A 24,718-nucleotide genomic window follows, 5' to 3' on the forward strand; every position below is an offset into this window, starting at 1 on the left:
TAGAAGGGGCACCGACCAAATGAGAATGACTATCAAGGCCAAGCTCGCGGCCACTTTTGCGACCGTCGTCGCGCTGTCGGCGGGCAGTATGTTGATCGCTATCCAGAACCTGGGGCAGCTCAACGACTCGCTGAACTACATCGTTAACGTCCGAACGACCAACTCCCTTTCCATGGTCGAATTGCAGTCCAGCATGGAAGCCATGGGCTCGCGCACCCGCGCAATGATCCTGACCGACGACCCCGCCCAGGTGACGAACTATGTCAACCTCGTCGAGGAAAGCCGTGCCGCCGCCGCGGCGAGCATTGGCAAGCTCCAGAGCAATCTGAACGAGCCGCAGGAACAGGCCGATCTCGCTGCGTTCGTGGCCAAGTTCGACGCCTATTGGGTTGCCGTGAAGGATGCCGAAGTCCCGGCCCAGGTCAATAGCGACAGCCAGGCCCTGGCCATCAGCCGCAGCGACGGCAGCACGGCGCTGGGCAAGGTCGAAGAGAGCATGGGCGCGCTCAAGAAGCTGCTCGCCGGGCGCGTGACGGCCGGCGATGTCGGGGCTTTCCCTGCCTATCAGCAGGCGACCGACATGTTCCTCACCATGACCGATATTTTCCGTCAGCAGCGCAACGTGCTGCTCGCTTCGGGCGATCCGGAACTGCAGGAAAAATGGCATACCGACTATCGTGACGGGCTGGCCGCCATCGAACAGCAGATGCCTGTTCTCGGCCGCACGCTCGGTGCCGGCGATGCGGGGCTTTTTGCCGCTGTCGACGTCGCTTATGACGAAATGGTTGTGGCCATGGACAAGGCCGTTGCCATGAGCATCACCCGCGCCGATCTCGACGCTGCCGGGCGCATCGATGCGGCCAATGCGATCCGCATCGAAGCCACGACCATGCTTCAAGCCATGATCGACCATAACCGCACCTTGCTGGCTGACGCCGCCACCCAGGCCAGCGCCACCTATCAGACCAGCCTGATGCTGCTGCTCGGCCTGCTCGTCGGGTCGGCCCTGATTGCCGGTATCGCTGCCACCTGGATCGTCATGGGCATCAGCCGTGGTCTCAACCGTGTCAAGCAGGTGGTCAATGGCGTCGCTATCGGCGATCTCGACCAGCGCGTCGAAATCAAGAGCAATGACGAGATCAAGGACCTTGTCGACACCGTCAATGTCATGACCGACAATCTGCGCGCCTCGGCCGCCGTCGTCGACCAGGTGGCCTATGGCGATCTCTCGGCCAAGCCCACCGTGCTTTCCAACAAGGACGTGCTCGGCCAGGCCATGCAGCGCATGGTCGAAGGTCTCAGTGCCTCGGCCGCCATTGCCGAGAAGATCTCGGCCGGCGACCTTACCGTCGAGCCGCGTCGCCTCTCGGACAAGGATACGCTGGGCATTGCGCTCGAACGCATGGTCGAAAAGCTGCGCGACGTAATTTCCGATGCCATCACCTCGGCCAATAATGTGTCGGCCGGCGCGCAGGAAATGTCGGCTACGGCCGAACAGCTTTCCCAGGGTGCGACGGAACAGGCCTCGTCCACCGAAGAGGCCTCCGCCTCGATGGAAGAAATGGCCGCGACCATCAAGCAATCGGCTGACAATGCCAGCCAGACCGAGAAGATCGCCCGCCAGTCCGCTGCCGATGCGATCGCCTCGGGCGAAGCGGTGAACAATGCCGTGGCCGCGATGGAAACCATCGCCCAGAAGATCATGGTGGTGCAGGAAATCGCCCGCCAGACCGATCTGCTGGCGCTGAACGCGGCGGTGGAAGCCGCCCGTGCTGGCGAACATGGCCGTGGCTTTGCGGTCGTCGCTTCGGAAGTGCGCAAGCTCGCTGAACGGAGCCAGGCGGCTGCGGCCGAAATCTCGACCCTCTCCGGGACAACGGTGAAGGCTGCGCAGTCGGCTGGCGAAATGCTGTCCAAACTCGTGCCCGACATTCAGCGCACTGCGGAACTGGTGGAAGAAATCTCGGCCGGCTCTCGCGAACAGAATGTTGGCGCGGCCCAGATCAACACCGCCATCCAGCAGCTCGACAAGGTGACCCAGCAGAACACGTCGGCCGCCGAGGAAATGTCCTCGACCTCCGAAGAGCTGGCGAGCCAGGCCGACCAGTTGCAGACCGCCATCAGCTACTTCCGCCTTAGCGCTTCGGCGACAAGTGCGGTTGGTCAGGTGACGCGAAAGCCCGCCCCCAAGCGCGATATCCGCGCCGCGGTCGTTGCCTCGGCTCCGCATATGAGTTCGGCCTCCAGCCGTTCCAAGGGCAGTGCCGGCGGTTTCGACCTCGAACTCGACGGTGCATCGGACGATCTCGATAACGAGTTCTCCCGCGCCGGCGCCGCATAACGGCACTGAAGGCCAGAAGTCCTCCGCGTCCTTTGCCGATACGCAACAACATCGTGGGCCGGACCCTTTGCCCGGCCCCAAAGCAACCCACCCCGGCTACGGCCGGATCTAGATGGCTAAAGGAACGCAGGAGCGTTCTGTCGGACAAGGACGATCTCGAATGAGATTCACTATCAAATTGAAGCTTGGCCTGGCCTTTGCCGCGGTCATCCTGATCTCGGGCCTGATGACGGCCTTCTCGATTTCCAACCTGGGCTCGCTCAATGATGCGATCACCCGGCTGATTGATGGCCCTGCTGCCAATCTCAAGGAGTCGAACGACCTCGCCAATGCGGTGTTGATCGCCACGCGGGCCGAGAAGAACCTCATCATGAACGGCAATGCCTCCGAAATTCAGGGCTATGTCGATACCGTGCTGACCAATCGCGGCGAGATCGAGCCGCTCCTCGCCAATCTCGAACAGGACACCGATCCGACCATTCGCGAAAAGGCTGCGGCTTTCCGCGAACTGTTCCCGCGCTGGGTGTCGCTGCAGGACCAGATCCTAGCGCTCGGCAAGCAGAACACCGTCGAGTCCAATGATCGTGCCGCCGCCATCTCCATGGGCGACGCCGCAACGATCAACAACCAGATGATTACCCTGCTCGACGACCTCAATGGCCTCATTACCGAGGACATGGCGGTGATGGACCAGGAAACCAATGCGCAGTTCGAAAACTCGCGCAACCTGCTGTTCGCGGCGACCGGCCTGACCCTGATCCTCTCGATCGGCGTTGCCCTCTGGATTTCGATGACCATCAGCGCGGGTCTGCGTCGCGCCATTGGTCTGGCTGACGCCATCAGCATCGGCGATCTCAACCAGAAGATCGAGCACAAGGCGAATGACGAGATCCGCGATCTCGCCAATTCGCTGACGGTGATGACCGACAATCTGCGCGCTTCGGCCACCATTGCCGACCAGATCGCCGGTGGCGACCTGACCGTCGAGCCCAAGCGCCTGTCGGAAAAGGATACGCTGGGTATCGCGCTCGAGCGCATGGTCGAAAAGCTGCGCGACGTGATCTCCGACGCCATTGCCTCGGCCAACAATGTGTCGGCCGGCGCTCAGGAAATGTCGGCGACCGCCGAACAGCTCAGCCAGGGCGCGACCGAACAGGCCTCGTCCACCGAAGAAGCTTCGGCTTCGATGGAAGAGATGGCCGCAACCATCAAGCAGTCGGCCGACAATGCCAGCCAGACCGAAAAGATCGCGCGTCAGTCCGCTGCCGACGCCATCGCTTCGGGCCAGGCCGTGACCAATGCGGTTTCGGCCATGGAGACCATTGCCGACAAGATCCTCGTCGTGCAGGAAATCGCCCGCCAGACCGACCTCCTCGCCCTCAACGCCGCGGTGGAAGCCGCCCGTGCCGGCGAACATGGCCGCGGTTTCGCGGTCGTCGCTTCCGAGGTCAGAAAACTTGCTGAACGCTCGCAGGCCGCTGCTGCCGAAATCTCGACCCTGTCGGGCACCACGGTGAAGGCCGCCCAGTCTGCCGGCGAAATGCTCTCGAAACTCGTGCCCGATATCCAGCGCACGGCCGAACTGGTGGAAGAAATCTCCGCCGGCAGCCGTGAGCAGAATGCCGGTGCCGCCCAGATCAACACCGCCATCCAGCAGCTCGACAAGGTGACCCAGCAGAATACCTCTGCCGCCGAAGAAATGTCGGCGACGGCCGAGGAACTGGCGACCCAGTCCGAGCAGCTCCAGTCCGCGATCAGCTACTTCCGCCTCGGCAATAGCGCGACGGCTGCGCTGGCCGCTGCACCCAAGGCAAAGCGCGATCTCAAGAGCGCCGTCATGGCCTCCGCGCCGCATATGCAAAAATCTGCCGGCCGGGCCAAGGCCAATGCCGGCGGTTTCGACCTGTCGCTCGATAGCGCTTCCGACGATATCGACGAAGGCTTCACCCGTATCTCCGCATAGAGGGAAACATGGCTGACCATAATCAATATGTGACCCTGGGCGTGGCGGAGGAACTCTTCGCCGCCCCCGTCACCAAGGTGCAGGAAATCCTCGACATGCGTGCAATTGCACGCCTGCCGAGGGCTCCGGACAACTTCCTCGGCATCATCGATGTCCGCGGGCAGGGCGTGCCGGTCCTCGACCTGCGCCTCACGCTCGGCATGGAGCCGGCGCAAGACACCGAGACGACGCGCATCGTCGTGCTGTCGGTCAACAGCATCTCGGGCCCCGTGACGCTGGGCCTCAGGGCCGACCGCGTCTTCGAGGTGACCGTGCTCGATAGCGATGTGCTCGATCCGCCGCCGGCCTTCAATGCGCGCTGGCAGGATCACTGCATCGAGGGCATCGGACGGCGCAACGGCGTCTTCGTGACCGTGCTCGATCTCGACAAACTGCTCGGCGAGGGGGCTGACGTCCTCTCGGCTGCCTGAACACAATCGACCCGCGCTATTTAGAGCGCGGGCCCCTCTCCCTGTTGGAGACCAGAGTGGCTCTAGTATCGCGTGCCCAAATTATTGAAGACGATGGCGAAGACCACCTGAGCCATGCCGATTTTGCCAAGATCTCGGCCCTGATCGGGTCCGAGGCCGGCATCCGCCTGCCGCCGGCCAAGCGCCTGATGGTGGAAGGCCGGCTGCGCCGCCGCCTTCGCGCCCTGCAGCTCGCAACCTTCGACGCCTATTGCGACTATGTTTTCCGCCAGGATGGGCTCAAGGCCGAGCTGCCTTACCTCATCAATGTGGTGACGACCAACAAGACGGATTTTTTCCGTGAGCCTGAGCATTTCGAGCTGATGCGCTCGAAAATGGTGCCCGAGCTGCTGGCGGCGCGGGATGGCGAGCGCAATCCGGTGCTCAAAATCTGGAGCGCGGCGTCTTCGACCGGTGCCGAGGCCTTTACCTGCGCCATGGTGCTGGCCGACATGGCCAAGGCGCAGCGCAATTTCCGCTTTTCGATCCTCGGCACCGATATTTCGACCGACGTGCTCGACCACGCGCGCCGCGCCGTTTATCCCGCCGAGCAGATCGTGCCGGTGCCGCAGAACATGCAGGCGCAATATCTGATGTGGTCGCGCAAGGCCGGCATCCGCCCCGATGTGCGCATCGTGCCGGAATTGCGGCGCCTCGTGCAATTCCATCGGCTCAACCTGATGGACGAGAAGTACCCCTTCGATCGGGATGTCGACATCATCCTCCTGCGCAACGTGCTGATCTATTTCGACAAGGCGGACCAGGCCAAGGTGATCAACCGGCTCGTCGGCCATCTTCGGCCCGGCGGTTATCTACTTCTTGGTCATTCCGAGTCCATGATCGGTACATCGATCCCCGTCCGGCAGGTTGCGCCTGCCGTGTTCCAGCGCGTGTGAGAGCTGATTAGTCATGAGTAAGATCCGCGTGCTGATCGTCGACGACAGCGCCTCGGTCCGGACTACGCTGAGCGAAATCATTGCCGCCGACCCTGACCTCGAGGTCATGGCGACGGCAGCCGACCCCTATGTGGCGGTCGAAAAGATCCGGCACGAAGTGCCTGACGTGATCTTTCTCGACGTCGAAATGCCGCGCATGGACGGGCTGACTTTCCTCAGAAAGATCATGTCGCAGCGGCCGATCCCGGTCGTCATCTGCTCGGGCGTGGCCCAGGCCGGCTCGGACACGCTGATGCAGTGCCTTGAAGCCGGTGCTGTCGATGTCGTGACCAAGCCCCGCGTCGACACCGCGCAATTCCTGCAAGAGTCGCGCATGCGCATCTGCGACGCCGCCAAGGCCGCGGCGCATGCCAAGCTCAAGGGCCTGAAGAAGGCCGCACCGGAACTTAAGGTCGAAGCCAAGCTGACGGCCGACGCGGTGGTGCCGCCGATTTCCGAAGCCCGCCGCGATAGCCTGATCGCGCGCATGCCGGTGACCGAACCCATCGTCTCGATCGGTGCCTCGACAGGTGGCACCGAAGCCCTGCGCGAAGTGCTCGAAGGCCTGCCGGCCAATAGCCCGGCTATTTTGATCGTACAGCACATGCCGGAAAAATTCACCGGCGCCTTTGCGCGCCGCCTCGACAGCACCTGTGCCATCGAGGTCAAGGAAGCCGAGGACGGCGACCTCGTCATGGCCGGGCGTGCGCTGATCGCGCCGGGCAATGTGCATATGCAGCTCGTGCGCAATGGTTCGCGCTATACCGTGAAAATCGTCGAGGGTCCGCATGTATCGCGGCATCGTCCGTCCGTCGACGTGCTGTTCCGCTCGACCGCGCAGGCGGCGGGGCGCAATGCCCTCGGCATGCTTCTTACAGGCATGGGTGACGATGGCGCCAGAGGCCTCCTCGAAATGCGCCAGATGGGCAGCCCCACCGTGGCGCAGGACGAGGAAAGCAGCGTCGTCTTCGGGATGCCCAAGGAAGCCATTCAGCGCGGCGCCGCCGGCCGGGTGCTGCCGCTCTCGCGCATGGCGACCGAAATCGTGAACTTTGGCCGCAACGCCCCAAAACCAACCGGAGGCATGGCATGACCAATAATAAGCCCCAAGCCAGGGATATTTCCGCGCTCTCGACCGCCCTCGCCAAGCCGCGCCAGGAGATCGAAGAGGCCTTCGTTTCCGTCGGCTCGCGCCTTTCCGAAGGCGCCGCCATGCTCAACAAGCTGACACGCCAGTTCGAAGCACTGCCGGCGGCGCTGCAGGGCGAGGAAGTTATCGAAGCCTCGAGCCAGTTGCGTGCTGTGGCGCGCACGGCGCTACAACTCACCGAAGATTTTGCCAAGGAAAAGGCTGATCTCACACGCCTTGTAGAAGTGGTTTCGGCGGCCAATAGCCCGATCGGGGAGCTGCGCCGCACGGTCAAAATGATCGGCATCGTCTCGATCAATGCGCGCGTGACGGCGGCTGGCATCGTCGGGGACAATGACGATTTTGAAGTCTTCACCACCGATATTGCGACGCTTTCGGATTCGGCGCGTTCGACCATTCACGAGTTCAGCCAGGTCTATCGGCAATTGGTGACCGAGGTGGCGCAGGCCGCCAACCAGCGCGACCGGTTCGACGCCGCCCATGCCCATACGCTGACCGAACTGGCCCACAATCTCGACGAGACGCTGGAAGCGCTCGATCGTCAGCGCCAGTCGGCGGTGGAAAGCTCGGCCGAAACCGGCCGCGTGTCGCGCCAGATCGTCGGGCGGATCGGCAGTGCGGTCATGGCCCTGCAGGTGGGCGATTCCACCCGCCAGCGGCTCGAACATGTGGAAGCGGGCCTTGATTGCCTCGCCGATATTTTGGGCGGCAAACCGGTCGATGGATCGACGTTTGATGATGCGGTTGGCGAGGAGGCGCTGACGGCATTGAGCCTGCTCGAACAGGAACAGCTCCGCGCCACTGCCGCCGACTTTGCCGGCGAAGTGGGTGAAGCAGAACAGGCCTTACAGGCGCTGGCAGCGGACGCCGGTACCATCATGGCGCGCAGCCGCAATCTTTATGGCGATGGCGAAAACGAAGCTTCGGCCCTGACGGTGCTGAGCGCGCAACTGCGCGTGGCGACGGAAATCCTGCGCGATTGCGAAATGGAACGCAGCAAGCTCGAAGCCGTGGCGGCAGCCGTGCAGCAGACCGTCTCCATCCTTCTCGGCCATGTCGCGGCCGTGCAGGATATTGAAGCCAATATGCGGCTTGTTTCGCTTAATGCTGCGGTGCGCTGTGCTCAACTGGGTCCACGCGGCGCTTCGCTTACGGTAATCGCTTCGCAGCTCCGCGAACTGACGACCGAAACCGTGGTGGCGGCGGAAGCGGCCATGGCGCAGCTCGATGAAGCTTCGGCCCTGGCCGGTGCCTTTGGCGCGGCGGCGGGCGGAGACAATGCCGGCCAGATCGGGCGGCTCGAACAGCAGGCCAATCACGCCATGACGCTACTCACGCGTCTCGACGAAGGTCTTTCCGCCGCTATGGAAAGCCTCAATGCCGATGGTCCGAAGGTTATCGGGCTGTTGCAGGCGGCGGCGAGGGGCATCGATGGTCAGTCGCGGTTTGCCGAAAGTATGGACGATATCGCGCTGCAGATTGCCGCGCTTTCGTCCGACGCTATGCCGGACCCACTGGCGGCGGAACTCTCTCCGGTACTCGAACGCCTGCGAAAGACCTATACGATGGAAGCCGAACGGCAGATTCATAGCAGGCTCTTCGGTGGCGCGGTTGCAGCGCCGGTGGAAGAGGCGAGCGATGATATGGATCTTGAAGCCTTGATGTTCTGAAAATGGCAAAGGCCCGCGGAAGCGGGCCTTTTGTTTTGGGGGTTCTGCATCCACTCTGTCGTCATTGCCGGGCTTGTCCCGGCAATCCATCTCGCCTCCGCATGGACCACCGGGACAGGCCCGGTGGTGACGATGGGCGGGGTAGTGTGCGGGCTCGCTTCCGATGTGGGCGCGCTCAATACGTGCAGCGCGCCGCAACCTTGCCCCATTCGCCGAGCTTGCCTTCGACATGATCGGTTGTGCCCAGAGGTACGGCGATGCGGGCGCCGGTGATGATGGTCTGGCCGGCCTTGAGCGGGAAACCGCGGGCTTCGGCATGGGGCGCGAGCCAGACGAGGGCGGCGACGATGTCGGCCCAGGAGGCGCCGGTCGAAACCTCCTTCACGGTCTTGCCGTCATAGCTCAGCGAGACTGGGAGGGTTGGCAGCGCCGCGCGAACCTCGTTGGCAAGGGCCGGGCCAACGACGACGGCGCCATTGCTCTGGAGATCGCCCAGTTGCAGGTTGCGCGGAGTGGCGTCGCGGTCGACAAAGGGGTTGGCGACCATTTCGAGCACCGGATTGACCGAGGCAATGGCGGCCTCGACTTCGAACTGATTGGGCTTGCCGAAGAGATCGGCGCCGAGCAGCACGGCGACTTCCACTTCTGCAAGGAAATGGCGATGCGTCTTGGCATCGAGCACTGCGCCATTGGCAAAGAAGCGATTGGCGGGGATGGGCGAGCAAAGCGGTTCGCCCTGACCACCCGCAACGATCTTCCAGCCGCCGACCGGGCCGATACCGGCAATGATCAGGTTCTGCATGGCATAGACGGCAGTCATATCGGCCGGCACATCTGCGGCATCGACCGGGCCCACCAGCGGGCCGCCATCGTGGGCGGCAATCAGGGCTTTTGCGAGAGTCTCTTGGCTGGCGGTCATTTTAGGTCCTGTCTGGTTCGGAAGCGGCAGTTTCGATCAGGGTGATCCCCGCATCGGCGCAGAGGGTTCTGATCGAGTCATAGGGGCAGTGATCGGTGATGAACGTATGGGCCTGCGAAAGGTGGCCGATGCGCACCGGTGCGGTGCGGGCAAATTTGCTCGAATCCGACACGAGGATGACGTGGCGCGCATTGGCGATGATGGCCTGAGCGACCTTCACCTCGCGAAAATCGAAATCGAGCAGGGCCCCGTCTTCATCGATGGCCGAGACGCCGATGACGGCGAAATCGACCTTGAATTGGCGGATGAAATCGACCGCAGCCTCGCCGACAATGCCGCCATCGGAGGAGCGCACGACGCCGCCGGCAATGACAACTTCCATGGATGGGACGGTGCGCAGGCGATTGGCGACATTGATATTATTGGTGATAACCATGAGGCCGCGATGGTCGGCAAGGGCCTGGCTCACGGCTTCGGTGGTCGTGCCGATATTGATGAAGAGCGAGGCATTGTCGGGGATCAGCGCCGCCGCAGCACGGCCGATGGCCTGCTTTTCGTCGGTGGCGATCTGGCGGCGGGCTTCGTATTCGACGTTTTCGACGCCGGACGGGTGCATGGCCCCACCATGGGTGCGTTTGAGGGCGCCGCGATCGCAGAGGAGATTGAGATCCTTGCGGATGGTTTGCGGGGTGACGTCGAACGCCTCGACGAGCTGCTCCACCGTGACCCCGCCCTTTTTACGGGCAAGTTCGACGATCTGAGCCTGTCGCATCAAGGGATTCATGGGGGCCTGCCGCTTTCGGTTTGTGAGTAAACGAAAGTGGGGGGCGGGGGAAGGGTGGTCATCCTCGGGCCAGGCCCGAGGATGACGATCAGTGGTTGAGCGAGTTATTTGGCCAGCGCCGACCATTTCACCTGCGGCACGAAGGCGAAATCGCGATCGAACGGAAAGCTTGGGCGAGGGGTGTGGTTGCGGGTTGTGCGCTCGACGAACTGGTCCACGACGCCGGGCGACAGGGCCATGATGCCGGGATTGGCGATCGGGCCGAGTTCGGGGGAGAGATAACCGGACTTTACCGCGACGATCTTTGCGGTGCGCGGATCGAGGCCGAGCTTGGTGAAATCAGCGATATTGTGGAAGGGGCGACGCCGGACGGTGAGGACGAGGTCGATGCCGCCGATGCGGACCACGGCTTCGCGGAAAAGCGGGTTTTCGTGCTCGAGGAGGAAGACGACTTCTGCCGTGGTGTCGACCGGGGTCGAGGACGGGTCGAGGCTGGCCCCGATATGGAGCGGGATGGTGGCACCGACGCCGGCGGCATACGCGGCTTCGGTTGCGGCCTTGTCGGCAATGCCGGCAAAGATCACGCCTTGCGCGTTACGGGCGATGAGGGCCGCAAGCACTTCGGCGCGGTCGCCGACGCCGCCGCCGGTGGGGTTGTCACCGGATTCGGCGAGCACGACCGGGCCCGTCGTGCTGGCAATGGCGCGATCGACGCATTCGTCGATGGAGCCGACCTCCATGCCGAACACGAACTGTTCGCGCACGTCCCAATAGTCTTGCGCCAATTTCGAGGCGGCTTTTTCCATCGCTGCCGTGTCGGTGCCGGTGATAACGGCGCAGGCGGTGGAGCGGGGTTCGTCGGCCCAGACATAGCCGACCTGGAAGGAGGCATCCCAGATGCCGGTCGGTTCTTCGACTTCGTGGAGCTGGGTGTAAAAGCTTTTCGCCGGTTCGTCCTGGGTTGAGGTGCGTTCGCCGGGCAGGAGGACCGGGACGGGAGCCCAGGCGACTTTGGGCCTGACGCCGGTGCGGAGAGCGCGGACCAGCATGGTCACAGCGCGGCGCATGGTGTCGGGCACGTCGATATGGGGGGCGGTGCGATAGGTCGAGAAGATGTCGAGACCGTCGACGATCTTCTGGCTGACATTGCCGTGGAGATCGTAACTGGCGGCGATGATGACATCGGGGCCGACGACTTCGCGGACGGAAGCGATGAAATCACCCTCCGCGTCGAACATACCTTCGACGAACATCGCGCCGTGCATGGCGAGGTAGACGCCATCGAGCGGCAGGGCGGCCTTAATGCCGTCGAGGATTTCGGCTTTCCACTTGCTGTAAAGCGCGTTTTCGACGGGGCCGCCGGCAATGGCGCGGGCATGGAGCACGGTGATGAATTCGGCCGGGAAGTGCGTCAGGAAATCAAAATACTGATCCTTGAGCATCGAGGGGCCGCGCAACACGCGGAAATCGGCCTCGCGGGCGATGACGGGATTATAGGTGCTGCATTCGGTATGCAGGCCAGCAACGGCAATGCGCATCAGAGCACTCCTGGAACTTCGGCTTCTGGATTGTGATTGGTTTTAACCGGGCGCGGTGTGAGGCGTCCGGTGAGGAAAAGGCTGACCAAGAGGAACGGCACGACGCAGGCAATGCCGAAGCGGATGCCGGAATGTTCGGCGACAAAGCCGATCAGCGGCGGGCCGATGAGAAAGCCGGTGAGTGCCACGAAGGAGAGCACGGCGACATTGGCCGAGGCGGCGCGATCGCCGATGCCCGCGGCGGCGGTGACGGCAAGCGGGAAACCGACGGAAACGCCGACGCCGATGATGCCGAAGCCAATGAGGGCGAGTTCAACGCCGGGGGCAAAATACAAAATGATGCCGCCGAGGACAGCGAGACTGCCGCAGATGCGGGCGGTGTTCACGGCGCCAAAGGTGCGCTTGAGGGTGTCGCCGCCGAAACGGCCGGCTGCCACCATGAAGGCGAAGAACGAATAGCCGAGACCGACGAGACCGCCTTCAGCCGAGAGGGCATCACGGAGGAAGATGGCCGACCAGTCGGCCATGGCGCCTTCGGTCATGGTGATGCCGAAAACGAAGAGGCAGATGCCGATCAGCGCCGGGCTTGGGAGCGACCAGGCGGATTTTTGCGTCTGGCCTTCGGCCGGCGCGTCATTGAGCTTTGGCAGCGCGAGGCCGGCGAAGATGGCGACGGGCAGGACGAGGGCCGCAAGGAGCGGCACGGCGATCTGGGGCACGACGCCGAGGGCGGCAAAACCCGAGCCAATGAGGCTGCCTGCCATGATGCCGAGCGACCAGCAGCCGTGGGAGGTGTTCATGATCATCTTGCCGCTCGATTTTTCGACGAGGTCGGCCTGCACGTTGAGGCCGAGTTCGACGAAGGAAATGGCGGAGCCGGCCAGCATCAGGGCGATGAAGAGAAGGATCGGGTGCGGTGCGAGGACCGGGAGGCTGGCGGCGATGGAATAGAAGACAAAACCCCAGATGATGGCGCTGCGGGCGCCGATTTTTGCCACCAGCGGGCCGGCAAAGGGCAGGGTGATGAGCGTGCCGCAGGGCATGCCGAGGAGAGCGAGCGCCAGGGCGGCGGGGCCGAGGCCGAGACCTGCCTGGATTTCCGGGATGCGCGGCAGCCAGGAGCCGAAGGCAATCGGCTGCAGGAAGAAGACCAGCATGGTCAGGCGCTGGGGGGAGAGGAAGGACATGTTGTCTGCCATTCGATGCGATGAGTTTCGCGCGCCCCCTCACCCGTCTCGGCCTTTGGCCGATCCACCCTCTCCCCGATGGGGAGAGGGATAGAAGTAGGCACCTCTTGTTCTTCTCCCCATCGGGGAGAAGGTGGCGCGCAGCGCCGGATGAGGGGCTTAGCCCTGCTTACCCATCGGATACGGCAGATATCCCACAAACCCCGTCAGCTTCCACTGGCCTGCAACCTTGCGGCAGAAGTAGAGCGTCTGCCAGTTCAGGCGATCGACGCCGCCATTGCTCAGCTTGATCTCGCCGTTGAACTTCTTGTGCGCGATGGCGCGGTCGCCGGTGATCTCGATTTCGGTCAGGCTCGTGGCGCGATGGATGCCGGCCTCGACGTCTTCGGCATAGGACTGCTTCTGACCTTCATGCGCCTGGCGCAGCCATTCGGCGCTATAGTCGGCAAGCGTGGGGTAGCTGATGGTCCAGCCATCGGGATTGTCGTTTTTATTGCCGTTGATGCCCATGAAATTATCGGCGACGAAATCGTCTGCGACCATGGACCAGTCGGCGGCCACATAGGCGGCGATGTCGCGCGGCACCAGCATGCTCCAGATAGCCGAGCGGTCGGCGTCATGGGGGAAGGGATTGGTGGAAAGGCTCATTTCAGGGGTCTTTCGTGATCTCTCGGGCAGCCCTCTCCTCGTTTTGGGCTGCGCGATACACTCTGTATGAAATTTTCAGGCATGTCATCTCTGGTGACACTCCTGAAAGAGGCCACATGGATACCAATTGCGACATGCTGCTCGCTTTCGGGTGGCTTGTCCACATGGATTTTTTGGCCAAACCCCTGCCAAACGCCTAGAAATACAGCAAAGTGCCGCCCAAAAATGCGCCATGACGAGGTGGCTTAAATTGGTATTGTCAACACTCGGAATCTGTGTTGACATTGTGTCATAAAGACGCCTAGTCTTGAAAATCGTTTACAGAAATGCCGACTAATCCGGAAGAGATTGGCGGAAAACAGGGTACAGGGAATATGCGGGTAGGCATTATCGGCCTTGGCTATCGCTTGGCTTATCTGGCGCGGGTTTTCACCGCTGCCCGGAGTGATTTCGAGATCGTCGGTTATGTCGATCCGGCCCCCGCGGGCCTTCCCTATACCAAGGAGCATGGCGTCTCCGTCGGCAAGCAATATGACAGCCTCGAAGCGCTGATCGACAATGGCAATCTCGACCTGCTGATGGTCGGTTCGCCCAATCACATGCATCTCGAGCACATCCGCATTGGCCTCGAGCGCGGCATGAAGCTTTTTGCCGAAAAGCCGGTCGTGACCTCGGTGGAAGACACGATGGCGATTGCCGAGCTGATCGGCAAATACGGCTCGGACAATGTGATGGTCGGTCTGGTGCTGCGCTATGCGCCGCTCTATGTCGATCTGCGCAAGGCGCAGGCCGAGGGCAAGCTGGGCAATATCGCCTCGATCGAAGCCTCGGAAACCATCCCACCCTATCACGGTGCTTTCTTCATGCGCGACTGGCGTCGCTATGGGAAATATTCGGGCAGCTTCATGCTCGAAAAGTGCTGCCACGACCTCGATCTCTATAATGGCGTCATGGGCTGCCGTCCGCGCTATGTGGCGAGCTTTGGTGGCCGCCGCAGTTTTACGCCGGAAAATGCGCCGCAGGTTTCCGGCATCAACGACATGGAAGTCTACCATCGCAAGCCGTCCGGCTGGATGGGCACCGACAAGGTCTTTGACAGCGATGGCGACATCATCGATTTCCAGACCGCCCTCGTGCAGTACGAAAACGGCGCGGCGCTGACCTTCCACACCAATCTCAACGTGGCCGACGATTTCCGGCGCTTTGCCGTAATCGGCGCCAAGGGCATGGCCGAAGGCGATTTCGTGCGCAATTACTTCAAGGTCACCGACAGCCGCACTTCCGATCGCCTCGAAGACAAGACCTATGAAGTCAGCTCGCTCTCGAGCCACTATGGTGCCGACGAGCAGATGGCCGAAGATATCTTGAAGCACCTCGTCGACGGCGCGCCGCTGCCGGTTTCGGTGGTCGACGCGCTGGAAGCAGGGCTTCTGGCACTCTCCATGGACGAGGCGATGCGCAACAAGTCCGTAGTGGACATGGGTCCCATCTGGCAGCGTTTCGATGCTGCCCTCGGGCGACAGGGCTGAGGAGAACAAGCCGATGACCAGTTCGCGTAGCGCCACCATCTTCGCCCTCGCCCTTCTGGCTCCGGCACTGATCTATATCCTGACCATCGTCGCCTATCCGCTGGTCGATACGATCATTCTCAGCTTCACCAATGCCTCGCTCAAGGCCGGCTACGATTTCGTCGGCTGGGCCAATTACCAGCGCATTTTCGGTGTCGGCAATTTCACCGAGGTGATCGTCCGCACCTTCATCTGGACCTTCTTCTCGGTCACGACCAAGATGGTCATCGGCATGGCCGGCGCCGTCCTGCTCAATGCCGCCATTCCCGGCCAGGCGGTGTTCCGCATCCTCACCATGCCGCCCTGGATCGTGCCCATGGCCATCGGCATCTATATGTGGAGCTGGATGTATAACGGCCAGTTCGGCATGATTTCGGGTCTGCTGCAGAATTTCGGCCTCGTCGGCGGTCCCGTCGCCTGGCTCGCCTATGGTCACACCGCCTTCTGGGCCACCATCGTCACCGACGTGTGGATCGGCGTGCCCATGGTCACCATCTATTTCCTTGCTGCCATGCAGTCGATCCCCAAGGATCTCTACGAGGCCGCCTGGACCGATGGCGCCGGCCGCTTCTACCGCTTCCGCCGCATCACCGTGCCGCTGATGGTGCCTGCCATCATCACCATGAGTCTTCTCTCGCTCATCGCCACTTTCAACTCGTTCGACATCATCTGGATCCTGACCCAGGGCGGTCCCTCGGGCTCGACCACGACCATGATCATCGACACCTACAAGACCGCCATTGGCAGCCGCAAATATGGCGAAGGCGCCGCCCGCGCCGTGGTGATCTGCATCTTCGTGTCGCTGTTCTGCCTCGCCTACTTCCGTGCCGTCCGCAAGCTCCAGCAGGGAGAAGCCAAATGAGCTTTCATGACTCCAAGGTCACTCTGCCAGCCGGTGCCAATCCTCTGGCCGCCAGCGCCAGTTCTGTCGCCGAACTCAGCAAAGCAAAGGCAAAGGCCAAGGCTCGCCCCTCCAAGGCAATGATCGACCGCTACCACTGGTACGAAGTTGCCGCCCTTTATGCCGGCATCGCGGTCTTTCTGTTCTTCGTGCTCGCGCCCTTCATCGAAGGCTTCCTGGTTTCACTCAAGCCTTTGGCTCAGCTCTTTTCGACGCCCTATAGCTTCATTCCGAAGACCTGGTCGTTCGATGCCTACATCAATATGTGGACCTCGGTGCCGGCGCTCGGCATGCACATCTTCAACTCCTTCTTCATCTCCTCGGTGGTGACGCTGATCGTCGTCGCCATCGTTGTGCCGGCTGCCTATTCTTTCGCCCGCTTCAACTTTGGCGGCCAGGCGCTGCTGCTCGGCATGTTCCTTGCCGTGAACATGTTCTCGGGCGCCGTGCTCCTGATCCCACTCTTCCGCCTGATGCGCAGCCTTGGCCTGCTCAACACCTATTTCGCCATGATCGTGCCGGGTGCGGCTTTCCTCATCCCGTCCTCGATCTGGCTCCTGCGCACCTATATGATGCGCATTCCCCGCGAGCTTGACGAAGCCGCCTGGGTCGATGGCGCCAGCCGTCTCTATACCCTGCGCCGCGTCATCCTGCCGCTCGCCATGCCCGGCATCGTCGTGGTCGCCATCATGACCTTCATCGGTGCCTATGCTCAGCAGTTCATTTTCGCGCTGACCTTCAACTCCAAGACCGAATTCATGCCGCTGCCGGTGGGCCTCTTCGCCTTCTTCGGCAAGCAGGAAGTGATCTGGAACGAGCTGATGGCAGCGTCTTTCGTCGGAATCCTGCCGGTCATGATCGTGATCATATTCCTGCAGCGCTATCTCGTCGCCGGCCTGACCGCCGGAGCCGTGAAGCAGTAGTGAGAGGGCCCGAGGGGGCCCAATTCAAGGGAGACTACAATGAACAAGACTATCGGTTTGATGGCCGTATCGATGCTGGCTCTTGCCAGCGCATCGACCGGCGCCTTCGCCCAGGATGTGAAGGAAATCTCCTTCATCAACTGCGGTGACGAACTGACTGCCGGCTATGCCGAAACCTTCGCCGAGTGGGAAGCTGCCAATCCCGGCTTCAAGGTCGTTCCGGAAATCGTTGGCTGGGGCCAGTGCCAGGACAAGGTGACGACGCTGGCTGCCGCCGGTACGCCGGTTGCTCTCGCATATGTCGGTTCGCGTACCCTCAAGCAGTTCGCCCAGAACGACCTGATCGTTCCCGTCCCGATGACGGACGAAGAAAAGGCCTCCTACTACAACTACGTTCCCGACACCGTGACCTTCGACGGCACCCAGTGGGGCGTTCCGGTCGCTTTCTCGACCAAGGCCCTGTTCTGGAACAAGGACCTGTTCGAAGCCGCTGGCCTCGATCCGGAAACCCCGCCCAAGACCTGGGAAGAAAAGATCGCTTTCGCCAAGCAGATCACTGAAAAGACCGATGCAGCCGGCTACGGCGTTGTCGCCAAGACCTTTGACAACACCATGCACCAGTTCCTGCACTGGGTTTACACCAATGACGGCCTCGTCATCGATGCCGACGGCAATATCGTCCTGAACTCGCCGCAGGTTCTGGCTGCCCTCACCGCCCTCAAGGACATCGTTCCCTATGGCGAAGAAGGCCCGACCGCTTATGAACAGAACGAAGTCCGCGCCATCTGGCTCGATGGTGGCGTCGCCATGATCGAAGCCTCCCCGGGTGCTGCCATCCGCGCCGAAGAAGCCGGCATGAACTGGGGCGTTGCCAACCTGCCGCTCGGTCCGGATGCCAAGGGTCCCGGCACGCTGCTGATCACCGACGCTCTCGCCATCTTCAAGGGCACCGGCGTTGAAGAGCAGGCCATCAGCCTTGCCAAGTTCATCACCACCGGCGACCGCCAGTGGGATGCTGAAATGGCCCAGGGCCTGACCCCGCTCCGTCCGCTGCACTCCGATGAACTGGTTGCCGAAAAACCGTACTGGAAGCCGTTCCTCGACGGCATCGAATTCGGTGGTCCCGAGCCGCTGTTCACCGACTATATCGGTCTGCAGAACACCATGATCGAAATGGTTCAGTCGGTCGTGACCGGCGCTGCCGAGCCTGCTGCTGCCCTCGAAAAAGCCGCCGCTGAACTCGAGCAGTACAAGTAAGCCTCAGTCCTGATCTTGCTGCCGCCCTGAAAGGGGCGGCGGCATCCCCAAAATATCGAAAATTGCCTGCCCGCGGGAACCGACCCGCCGACCGGAGATGCGAACCATGTCGCAACTGAGCCTCAAGCGCCTCGAAAAATCCTTCAACGAAGCCCGTATCATCAAGGGCATCGACCTTGAGGTTGCCGAAGGCGAGTTCGTTGTTTTCGTTGGCCCTTCGGGCTGTGGTAAGTCGACGCTGCTGCGCATGATCGCCGGGCTCGAAGATGTCACCCAGGGCGAGATCGAAATCGGCGGCAAGGTCGTCAACGATCTTCCCCCGGTGCAGCGCGGCATCGCCATGGTGTTCCAGTCCTATGCGCTCTATCCGCATATGTCCGTCTACGAGAACATCGCCTTCCCGCTGCGCGTCGAAAAGCTGCCGCAGGCCGAAGTCGACAAGCGCGTCAGCGCTGCCTCCAAGGTGCTACAGCTCGATAGCCGCCTGCAGCACCGCCCCGGCCAGCTTTCCGGTGGCCAGCGCCAGCGCGTCGCCATCGGCCGCGCCATTGTGCGCCAGCCCAAGATTTTCCTTTTCGACGAGCCGCTGTCCAACCTCGACGCTGCGCTCCGCTCGGAAATGCGCATCGAACTGATGGAGCTGCACAAGCGCCTCGGTTCGACCATGATCTATGTGACCCACGACCAGATCGAAGCCATGACCATGGCCGACAAGATCGTGGTGCTCAATGCCGGCGAGATTTCTCAGGTTGGCTCGCCGCTCGATCTCTACCACAAGCCCGACAATCTCTTCGTCGCCGGCTTCATCGGTTCGCCCAAGATGAACTTCATCAACGGCAAGGTGCGCAGCGCCGACGGCACCACGGTCACCATTGATCTCGGCTCGCTCGGCACGCTGAAGCTGCCGCGCAGCAGCACGGCTGTTGCCGGCCAGGATGTGACCGTGGGCATTCGCCCAGAGCACATGCAACTGGGAACTGGCGAATTCAGCCTCGACATCACCCCGAACATTGTCGAGCACCTGGGCATCCACACCATCGCCTACTCGACCCTGCCCGGCGGCGAGGCCTTTATCGGCCTCTTCGAAGGCAACCCGACGATCGAAGATGGCAAGACGCTCAAGATGGGCTTCTCCATTGCCAATGCGCATCTGTTCGATGCCAAGGGGTTGGCCGTCTACTAAGTCCGAGGAGCCCGCTGGGGAGAGGGAAAATGCTCGACATCGTCGGCCTCTTGCAGACCGAGAAGAACGGCTTTACCCGCTCCGAACGGGCCCTTACGGACATCGTCCTTGCCGATGTCGACTCTGTTCTGAAAATGAGCATTGTCGACCTCGCTGCCCAGGCCGAAGTGTCGCCGCCCACGGTGACCCGCTTCTGCCGGCGCCTCGGCTGCGACTCCTATGCCGATTTCAAGGTGCGGCTGGCCCAGTCGCGCTTTGTCGGCCAGCGCTATTTCTCGCCGGCGGCGAGCCCGACTTCGGTGCATGAAATTGCCCAGGGCGTCGTCAACGGCATTCAGTCGATCATCTACGAAACTTTTGAGCACCTCGATTTCGGCGCCGTAGAACGCGCCGCCGAGAGCATCGCTAAGTCCAGTTTTATTCTTTCGTTCGGCTCCGGTGGCGCTTCCTCGATGATGGCCGGGGAGATCGAGACGCGGTTCTTCCGGCTCGGCTTGAAGGTTGCTTCAACTGACGATCATCAGCTGCAATTGATGCGCGTTGCCGCGGCCCCGCCGGGGACGGTGATCGTTGCCTTCTCGCTTTCGGGCAACAATGCGCAGTTGGCCAAGACGCTGACGGTTGCCGGCGAATATGGGCTGACGCGCGTCGTTGCGACGCGTTCGGCCTCCATGGTGTCGGCGCAGTCCGACATCCTGCTGCCGGTCAACTGGCATGAAAATGCCGATATCCTGCGGCCGACACCTGGCCGATATGCCTTTCTCGCTACGGTCGACGTGCTTGCACAGACCGTCGCGACGCGCCTCGGCGCCTCCGCCGTCGCCAGCATGCGGCGCATAAAACATCAGCTCGTCGTCAATCGCGACGGCGACGACGGCCAGCCCCTCGGGGACTGAGCCCAGCCGGACATCGGCTCTAGCAATCATCCGACATGGCATCGCGGTCACGCGGCGCCCTTTGCCAAAAAAATGAGAAGCAAATGACTGCCAAGTTTTCCCTCGTCACCACCTGGACCCCGGCTTCGGGCAGCGAACCGCTCGGCTATGGGCTTGAGTTGACCAATATCGGCGACGAACCGGTTTCCAATTTTCAGCTCGGCTTTTCCGGCCCCGCCCGCGTCGATCCGCATGCGACGCTCGAAAACGGCAAGCTTCTCAAGCGCCTCTCCAACCACACCCTGATCGCGCCGCCCGATGGCTATGTGCTCGAGCCCGGCGCGACCTGGACCTCGACGGCGCGTGGGCTTTCCTATGGTCTCAGGCACTGGAGCGATGGCGCGAATTCGGCCTATGTCGTGCTGGAAAATGGCCAGACCGTTGTCATCCCGACCAAGCCGACGCAGGGCAAGGGCCACAATTCGCCACTGCTGAAGGGCACGGCAAGGTTCCCGGTGCCGGCCAAGGCTGCCGTGCCGCATTCGATCATTCCGTGGCCGAAGTCGGTCGCGACAACTGGTGCGCGCATTGCCCCGGCCGGGCTTGATCTCAAGCCGCAGGGCGAGGCCGCCAACCGCGCTGCCGCCGCCTTTGCCGGTCTCGTGCACGATCTCTTTGCGGTCGAAGCGCTGGTGCGTCCCGCTTCGGAAGCCGGCATGCCTGTGCACATCACCGAAAAGGCAGGCATGGGTGCGGAGGCCTATGAGCTCTCCTTTGCCGAGAACAGTGCCACCATTTCGGCCAGCACGCGCCAGGGCATGTTCTATGGCCTCGTAACGCTCGGCCATATCCTGCGCGGCGCCAAGCAGTATCCGCATACCTTTACCTTCCCGACGGGCGGTGTCATCGCCGACGAGCCGGGCTTTGCTTTCCGCGGTAGCCATCTCGATGTGGCGCGCCAGTTCTATACCGGCGGCGAAGTCAGCCAGCTCATCAAGATCATGGCCTGGAACAAGATGAACAAGTTCCACTGGCACCTGACCGAGGACGAAGCCTGGCGCATCGAAATCGATGCCTACCCGGCCCTGACCGAAGTCGCCGCCTGGCGCGGCCACGGCAAGGCGCTGCCGCCGCTGCTTGGTTCGGGTCCGCAGCCAACGGGCGGCTTCTATTCTAAGAATGTCATTCGCCAGATTGTGACGCTCGCCGATAGCCTCGGCATTGCGGTGATCCCGGAAGTCGATATGCCGGGCCATTTCTACGCAGCCCTGCAGGCGCTGCCCGAACTGCGCGACCCCAACGAACAGGGCGAATACCAGTCGGTCCAAGGGTTCCCCAACAACAGCCTCAACCCCGCGCATGAGCCGGTCTACAAGTTCGTCGAAACCGTCGTGGACGAAGTGCTGGAAATGTTCCCCGCGGGCATTTTCCACCTCGGCGCCGACGAGGTGCCGCTGGCCGCCTGGTCGGGGTCACCCCTGGCACTCGACATGATCGAGAAGATCGCGGGCCCAGCGATGCGCGAAAAACATGCCAAGCAATTCAATCAGTTGGGCAATCACCACGGCGCCGACGAGATCGAAGGCTCGCCCACGGCGATCATCCAGGCAGAGTTCATCAAGCGCGTTCACAAGTACATTGCCTCCAAGGGCGCGATCACCGGTGGCTGGGAAGAAGCGGCCCATGGTGATGCCGTGGACAAAAAGACCTCCTATGTCATCGGCTGGCGCAATGTGGAGATCAATGCGGCGCTGGCCGAGCGCGGATTCGATATCGTCGTTTCGCCCGGCCAGCGCTACTACCTTGATATGGCCAATGGCATTTCCTGGGCCGAACCGGGCGCCGGCTGGGCTGGCTGGTCAGGTCCGCAGGAGACCTATGAGTTCGAAGCGCGCGCCGGTTTCTCGGAAGAGGGGCTGAAGCACCTTCTAGGCATCCAGAGCTGCATCTGGTCCGAAAGCATGACCGACCGCGCCATTTTCGACCGCCTGGTGTTCCCGCGTCTTTCTGCCATCGCCGAGGCCGGCTGGACGCTGCCCGAGCGCAAGAGCTGGGACCGGTTCAAGTCCATAGTCGGGCTGATGCCGATCATGTACGGCAACTGGGCCGCCGAATAACGAAGCCTGAAAAACGAGAAGCCGCCGTTGTCAAGCGGCGGCTTTTTGCTGTCAGACTGTTAGCATCTGATGTCACGTTCCGGCGAAATGGGGGATTTCATGAAGCAGCGCACCATTGTCTGTCCGATCATCGAGAATGACGGGGCGATTTTGCTCTGCCGCATGCCGATGGACCGCGGCGTGTTTCCGAGTCAGTGGGCACTATCCGGCGGCGGCATGGAGCCTGGCGAGACGATGGAAGAGGCGCTACGGCGCGAAATTCGCGAGGAGCTGGGTGATCGCTTGGTGATCGAGACGGTGACCCCATTCCGGTTTCGCGATGACAGGCGGATAAAAACCTATGCCGATGGGCGTACGGAAGAGATTTACATGATCTACCTGATCTTCGATTGCCACGCGGCGAACCGGGATGTGGTGATCAACGAAGAGTTCGACGAATACGCCTGGGTGCGGCCGGAGGATCTGGCTGCGTATGATCTCAATGCTGCGACGCGCGTGACGTTCGCCGCGAAGGGTTTTTTGTAATCCACCTCTTTCCTCCACCGCTTGCGGGGGAGGGGGACCGCCGACAGGCGGTGGAGGGGGGAGCCGTACCCACAAAACCTGCGGCTCGACACCGACCGGCATCACTCCCGTGGCACCCCTCTCCACCACGCTTTGCGTGGTCCCCCTCTCCCGCGAGCGGGAGAGGAATGGTGGTGGCTCACGTGCCCCACGGATTCTCCACCATCGGCCAGATATCCTTGCGCGCCTTGCGGTAGTTCGTTTCCGCAGGGCGGTTTGGGTAGGGTTTTCCGGCCGAGCAGTAGATGATCTCCGACGCGATCTTCGAGAACGAGTCGTAGAAATGGTTGGTCGACTTGATCAGCAGGATTTTTCGCGATTTCGGATCGATGCCCAGGGCCGAATAAAGGCTCGGGTCAAAGCTCTGGGCGCGGGTTGAGTTGAGGATCACGTCGATGCCGTCGAAGTGAATCCAGGCGGCATCACCAAACGGCGCAAAACTTTCGCCGAAGCGCATTTCGGCGTCGCGGACGAGTTTTTTCACCGTAACGCGCTTGTCGATGGGGCTGCCGGTATCGGGAGCCGACTTGGCGCCGAAGCGGAGCTGGATTTCGGCGCCTTCGCCGGCGGCAAAGCAGATCTGGACCGCGATCGGGTCCCAGATGGTGCCGACGGCGACGTCGGTGGCGCCGCGGGAGATGAATTCGGCAAGAAGCACGGTGGCGTCGCCCGCCGTGCCGCCGCCGGGATTGTCCCAGACGTCGGCGACGACAACCGGGCCGCTTTTGGCCGCGAGGGCAGCGTCGACGGCGGTCTTTTCATCGACCTGCGCCACCATGGTGGTGCCGCGCATGGCAAAGAGTTCGCGGCCGAGCTTTTCGGCAAGCGCCGCGCCCTTTTCCGGATCGTTGTCGGTGATCGCAAGAACCTTGGTGCCCATTTCGGGCACGTCGCCGGCCATGAAACCGTGGACGACGGAAAGGGACAGCAGGCCCTGCTCGGACTTTTCGAGTGCTATCAGCTTGTCGACGAAGCCGCGCATCGGCTGGCGCGAGGTCGGGAAGACGTCGATCATGCGGCAATCGAAGACCGTCATCACCGGCTTGATCTCGCCTTTCAGGGCGCGGGCGGCGATGTCCCAGAGATCCCGGGCGCGATCGACGAAATCGGTATGCGGGAATTCCTTGAAATAGACGAAGAAATCGGCGGCCTCAGCGCGCTTTTTCGTCAGGTGGCTATGGGGGTCGAGCTCGGCGCAGACCAGAACGTCCGGCCCGACGATGTCGCGCACGCGGGAGAGAATATCGCCTTCGCAATCGTCATAGCCCTGCGCGACCATGGCGCCATGAAGGCCGAGGACGACGCCGTCGACGGGCATGGCGGCGCGAAGTTGGTCCAAAATGGCGTCGCGCAGCTCTTCATAAGTGGTGCGGGCGACAAGGCCGGCAGGATCGGCCCACGAGGCGCTGCCTTCGATCAGAGTCCAGCCTTCCCTCGCGCAGACTTCGCGGCCGACGGTGATCGGCGCGGTGCAGAGGGTCGGGGTCGCCGGGTGTTCGCCGGGGCCGGCATGCAGCGAAGCTTCAAAGGCGCGCTTGTCGACGGCGATGGGGGAAAATGTATTGGTCTCGGTGGCGAGGGCGGCTGTGAAAACGCGCACGAGAAGCTTCCAGAAAATGAACAAATGAAGGTGCCGAAAGACAGGTCGGCAATTGTGACACTAGCATATCGTTTGCAGGGCTTCAC

20 protein-coding genes are annotated in these 24,718 nt (G+C 62.1%); 14 read left to right on the forward strand and 6 right to left on the reverse strand.

What is annotated here, in order from left to right; all coding sequences use genetic code 11:
* Positions 1-19: 19 nt before the first annotated feature.
* The 6 genes from J7557_RS15695 (at position 20) to J7557_RS15720 (ending at position 8,568) form a co-directional block, all read left to right on the forward strand.
* Positions 20-2,341: a methyl-accepting chemotaxis protein gene (locus J7557_RS15695; protein ID WP_291420987.1), complete on the forward strand. Its 2,322-nt coding sequence runs from the start codon at positions 20-22 to the stop codon at positions 2,339-2,341.
* 160 nt (positions 2,342-2,501) lie between these two features.
* Positions 2,502-4,304 (forward strand): methyl-accepting chemotaxis protein, encoded by a 1,803-nt coding sequence (locus J7557_RS15700; RefSeq protein WP_291420988.1) that lies wholly within the window; start codon positions 2,502-2,504, stop codon positions 4,302-4,304.
* A gap of 8 nt (positions 4,305-4,312) precedes the next feature.
* On the forward strand, positions 4,313-4,774 hold the full coding sequence (locus tag J7557_RS15705; protein WP_291420989.1) for a chemotaxis protein CheW: 462 nt from the start codon (positions 4,313-4,315) through the stop codon (positions 4,772-4,774).
* Between the two features lie 80 nt (positions 4,775-4,854).
* Positions 4,855-5,709, forward strand: a complete 855-nt coding sequence (locus J7557_RS15710) for a CheR family methyltransferase (RefSeq protein ID WP_291421105.1) — start codon at positions 4,855-4,857, stop codon at positions 5,707-5,709.
* A gap of 13 nt (positions 5,710-5,722) precedes the next feature.
* Positions 5,723-6,841: a chemotaxis response regulator protein-glutamate methylesterase gene (locus J7557_RS15715; protein WP_291420990.1), complete on the forward strand. Its 1,119-nt coding sequence runs from the start codon at positions 5,723-5,725 to the stop codon at positions 6,839-6,841.
* A complete protein-coding gene (locus J7557_RS15720; RefSeq protein WP_291420991.1) occupies positions 6,838-8,568 on the forward strand; it encodes a hypothetical protein in 1,731 nt (576 codons plus the stop codon). Before J7557_RS15715 ends, J7557_RS15720 begins: the two co-directional genes overlap by 4 nt.
* A gap of 175 nt (positions 8,569-8,743) precedes the next feature.
* Here J7557_RS15720 and J7557_RS15725 read toward each other — a convergent pair whose 3' ends face one another.
* The 5 genes from J7557_RS15725 to J7557_RS15745 form a co-directional block, all read right to left on the reverse strand.
* Entirely contained in the window at positions 8,744-9,487 is a 744-nt protein-coding gene (locus tag J7557_RS15725) for a fumarylacetoacetate hydrolase family protein (protein WP_291420992.1), read from the reverse strand.
* Position 9,488: 1 nt separating this feature from the next.
* On the reverse strand, positions 9,489-10,259 hold the full coding sequence (locus tag J7557_RS15730; RefSeq protein WP_291420993.1) for a DeoR/GlpR family DNA-binding transcription regulator: 771 nt from the start codon (positions 10,257-10,259) through the stop codon (positions 9,489-9,491).
* A 116-nt stretch (positions 10,260-10,375) separates the two neighbouring features.
* Entirely contained in the window at positions 10,376-11,809 is a 1,434-nt protein-coding gene (locus J7557_RS15735; RefSeq protein ID WP_291420994.1) for a M81 family metallopeptidase, read from the reverse strand.
* The gene (locus tag J7557_RS15740; protein WP_291420995.1) at positions 11,809-12,996 is read right to left on the reverse strand and encodes an MFS transporter; all 1,188 of its coding nucleotides are present in this window, start codon (positions 12,994-12,996) and stop codon (positions 11,809-11,811) included. Before J7557_RS15740 ends, J7557_RS15735 begins: the two co-directional genes overlap by 1 nt.
* 159 nt (positions 12,997-13,155) lie before the next feature.
* Complete coding sequence (locus J7557_RS15745; RefSeq protein ID WP_291420996.1) at positions 13,156-13,644, reverse strand: hypothetical protein; 489 nt, start codon at positions 13,642-13,644, stop codon at positions 13,156-13,158.
* A gap of 374 nt (positions 13,645-14,018) precedes the next feature.
* Between J7557_RS15745 and J7557_RS15750 the strand changes: the two genes are divergently transcribed.
* The 8 genes from J7557_RS15750 (at position 14,019) to nudI (ending at position 22,993) form a co-directional block, all read left to right on the forward strand.
* Positions 14,019-15,173 carry a Gfo/Idh/MocA family oxidoreductase gene (locus tag J7557_RS15750; protein ID WP_291420997.1) on the forward strand — a complete coding sequence of 385 codons (1,155 nt, stop codon included), beginning with the start codon at positions 14,019-14,021 and terminating at the stop codon, positions 15,171-15,173.
* A gap of 13 nt (positions 15,174-15,186) precedes the next feature.
* On the forward strand, positions 15,187-16,074 hold the full coding sequence (locus J7557_RS15755; protein ID WP_291420998.1) for a carbohydrate ABC transporter permease: 888 nt from the start codon (positions 15,187-15,189) through the stop codon (positions 16,072-16,074).
* Between the two features lie 119 nt (positions 16,075-16,193).
* On the forward strand, positions 16,194-17,036 hold the full coding sequence (locus J7557_RS15760) for a carbohydrate ABC transporter permease (protein WP_291421106.1): 843 nt from the start codon (positions 16,194-16,196) through the stop codon (positions 17,034-17,036).
* Between the two features lie 60 nt (positions 17,037-17,096).
* Positions 17,097-18,293 carry an ABC transporter substrate-binding protein gene (locus J7557_RS15765; RefSeq protein ID WP_291421107.1) on the forward strand — a complete coding sequence of 399 codons (1,197 nt, stop codon included), beginning with the start codon at positions 17,097-17,099 and terminating at the stop codon, positions 18,291-18,293.
* Between the two features lie 106 nt (positions 18,294-18,399).
* The gene (locus J7557_RS15770; protein ID WP_291420999.1) at positions 18,400-19,476 is read left to right on the forward strand and encodes an ABC transporter ATP-binding protein; all 1,077 of its coding nucleotides are present in this window, start codon (positions 18,400-18,402) and stop codon (positions 19,474-19,476) included.
* Between the two features lie 29 nt (positions 19,477-19,505).
* Positions 19,506-20,372: a MurR/RpiR family transcriptional regulator gene (locus J7557_RS15775; RefSeq protein ID WP_291421000.1), complete on the forward strand. Its 867-nt coding sequence runs from the start codon at positions 19,506-19,508 to the stop codon at positions 20,370-20,372.
* Positions 20,373-20,455: 83 nt separating this feature from the next.
* Positions 20,456-22,468 carry a beta-N-acetylhexosaminidase gene (locus J7557_RS15780; RefSeq protein WP_291421001.1) on the forward strand — a complete coding sequence of 671 codons (2,013 nt, stop codon included), beginning with the start codon at positions 20,456-20,458 and terminating at the stop codon, positions 22,466-22,468.
* A gap of 99 nt (positions 22,469-22,567) precedes the next feature.
* Positions 22,568-22,993 (forward strand): nucleoside triphosphatase NudI, encoded by a 426-nt coding sequence (gene nudI / locus J7557_RS15785; protein ID WP_291421002.1) that lies wholly within the window; start codon positions 22,568-22,570, stop codon positions 22,991-22,993.
* Positions 22,994-23,171: 178 nt separating this feature from the next.
* Here the strand turns inward: nudI and J7557_RS15790 are convergent, their stop codons facing one another.
* A complete protein-coding gene (locus J7557_RS15790) occupies positions 23,172-24,632 on the reverse strand; it encodes a M81 family metallopeptidase (RefSeq protein WP_291421003.1) in 1,461 nt (486 codons plus the stop codon).
* Between the last annotated feature and the right edge of the window lie 86 nt (positions 24,633-24,718).

It is taken from the genome of Devosia sp., from assembly GCF_017744655.1.
GTDB lineage: Bacteria > Pseudomonadota > Alphaproteobacteria > Rhizobiales > Devosiaceae > Devosia.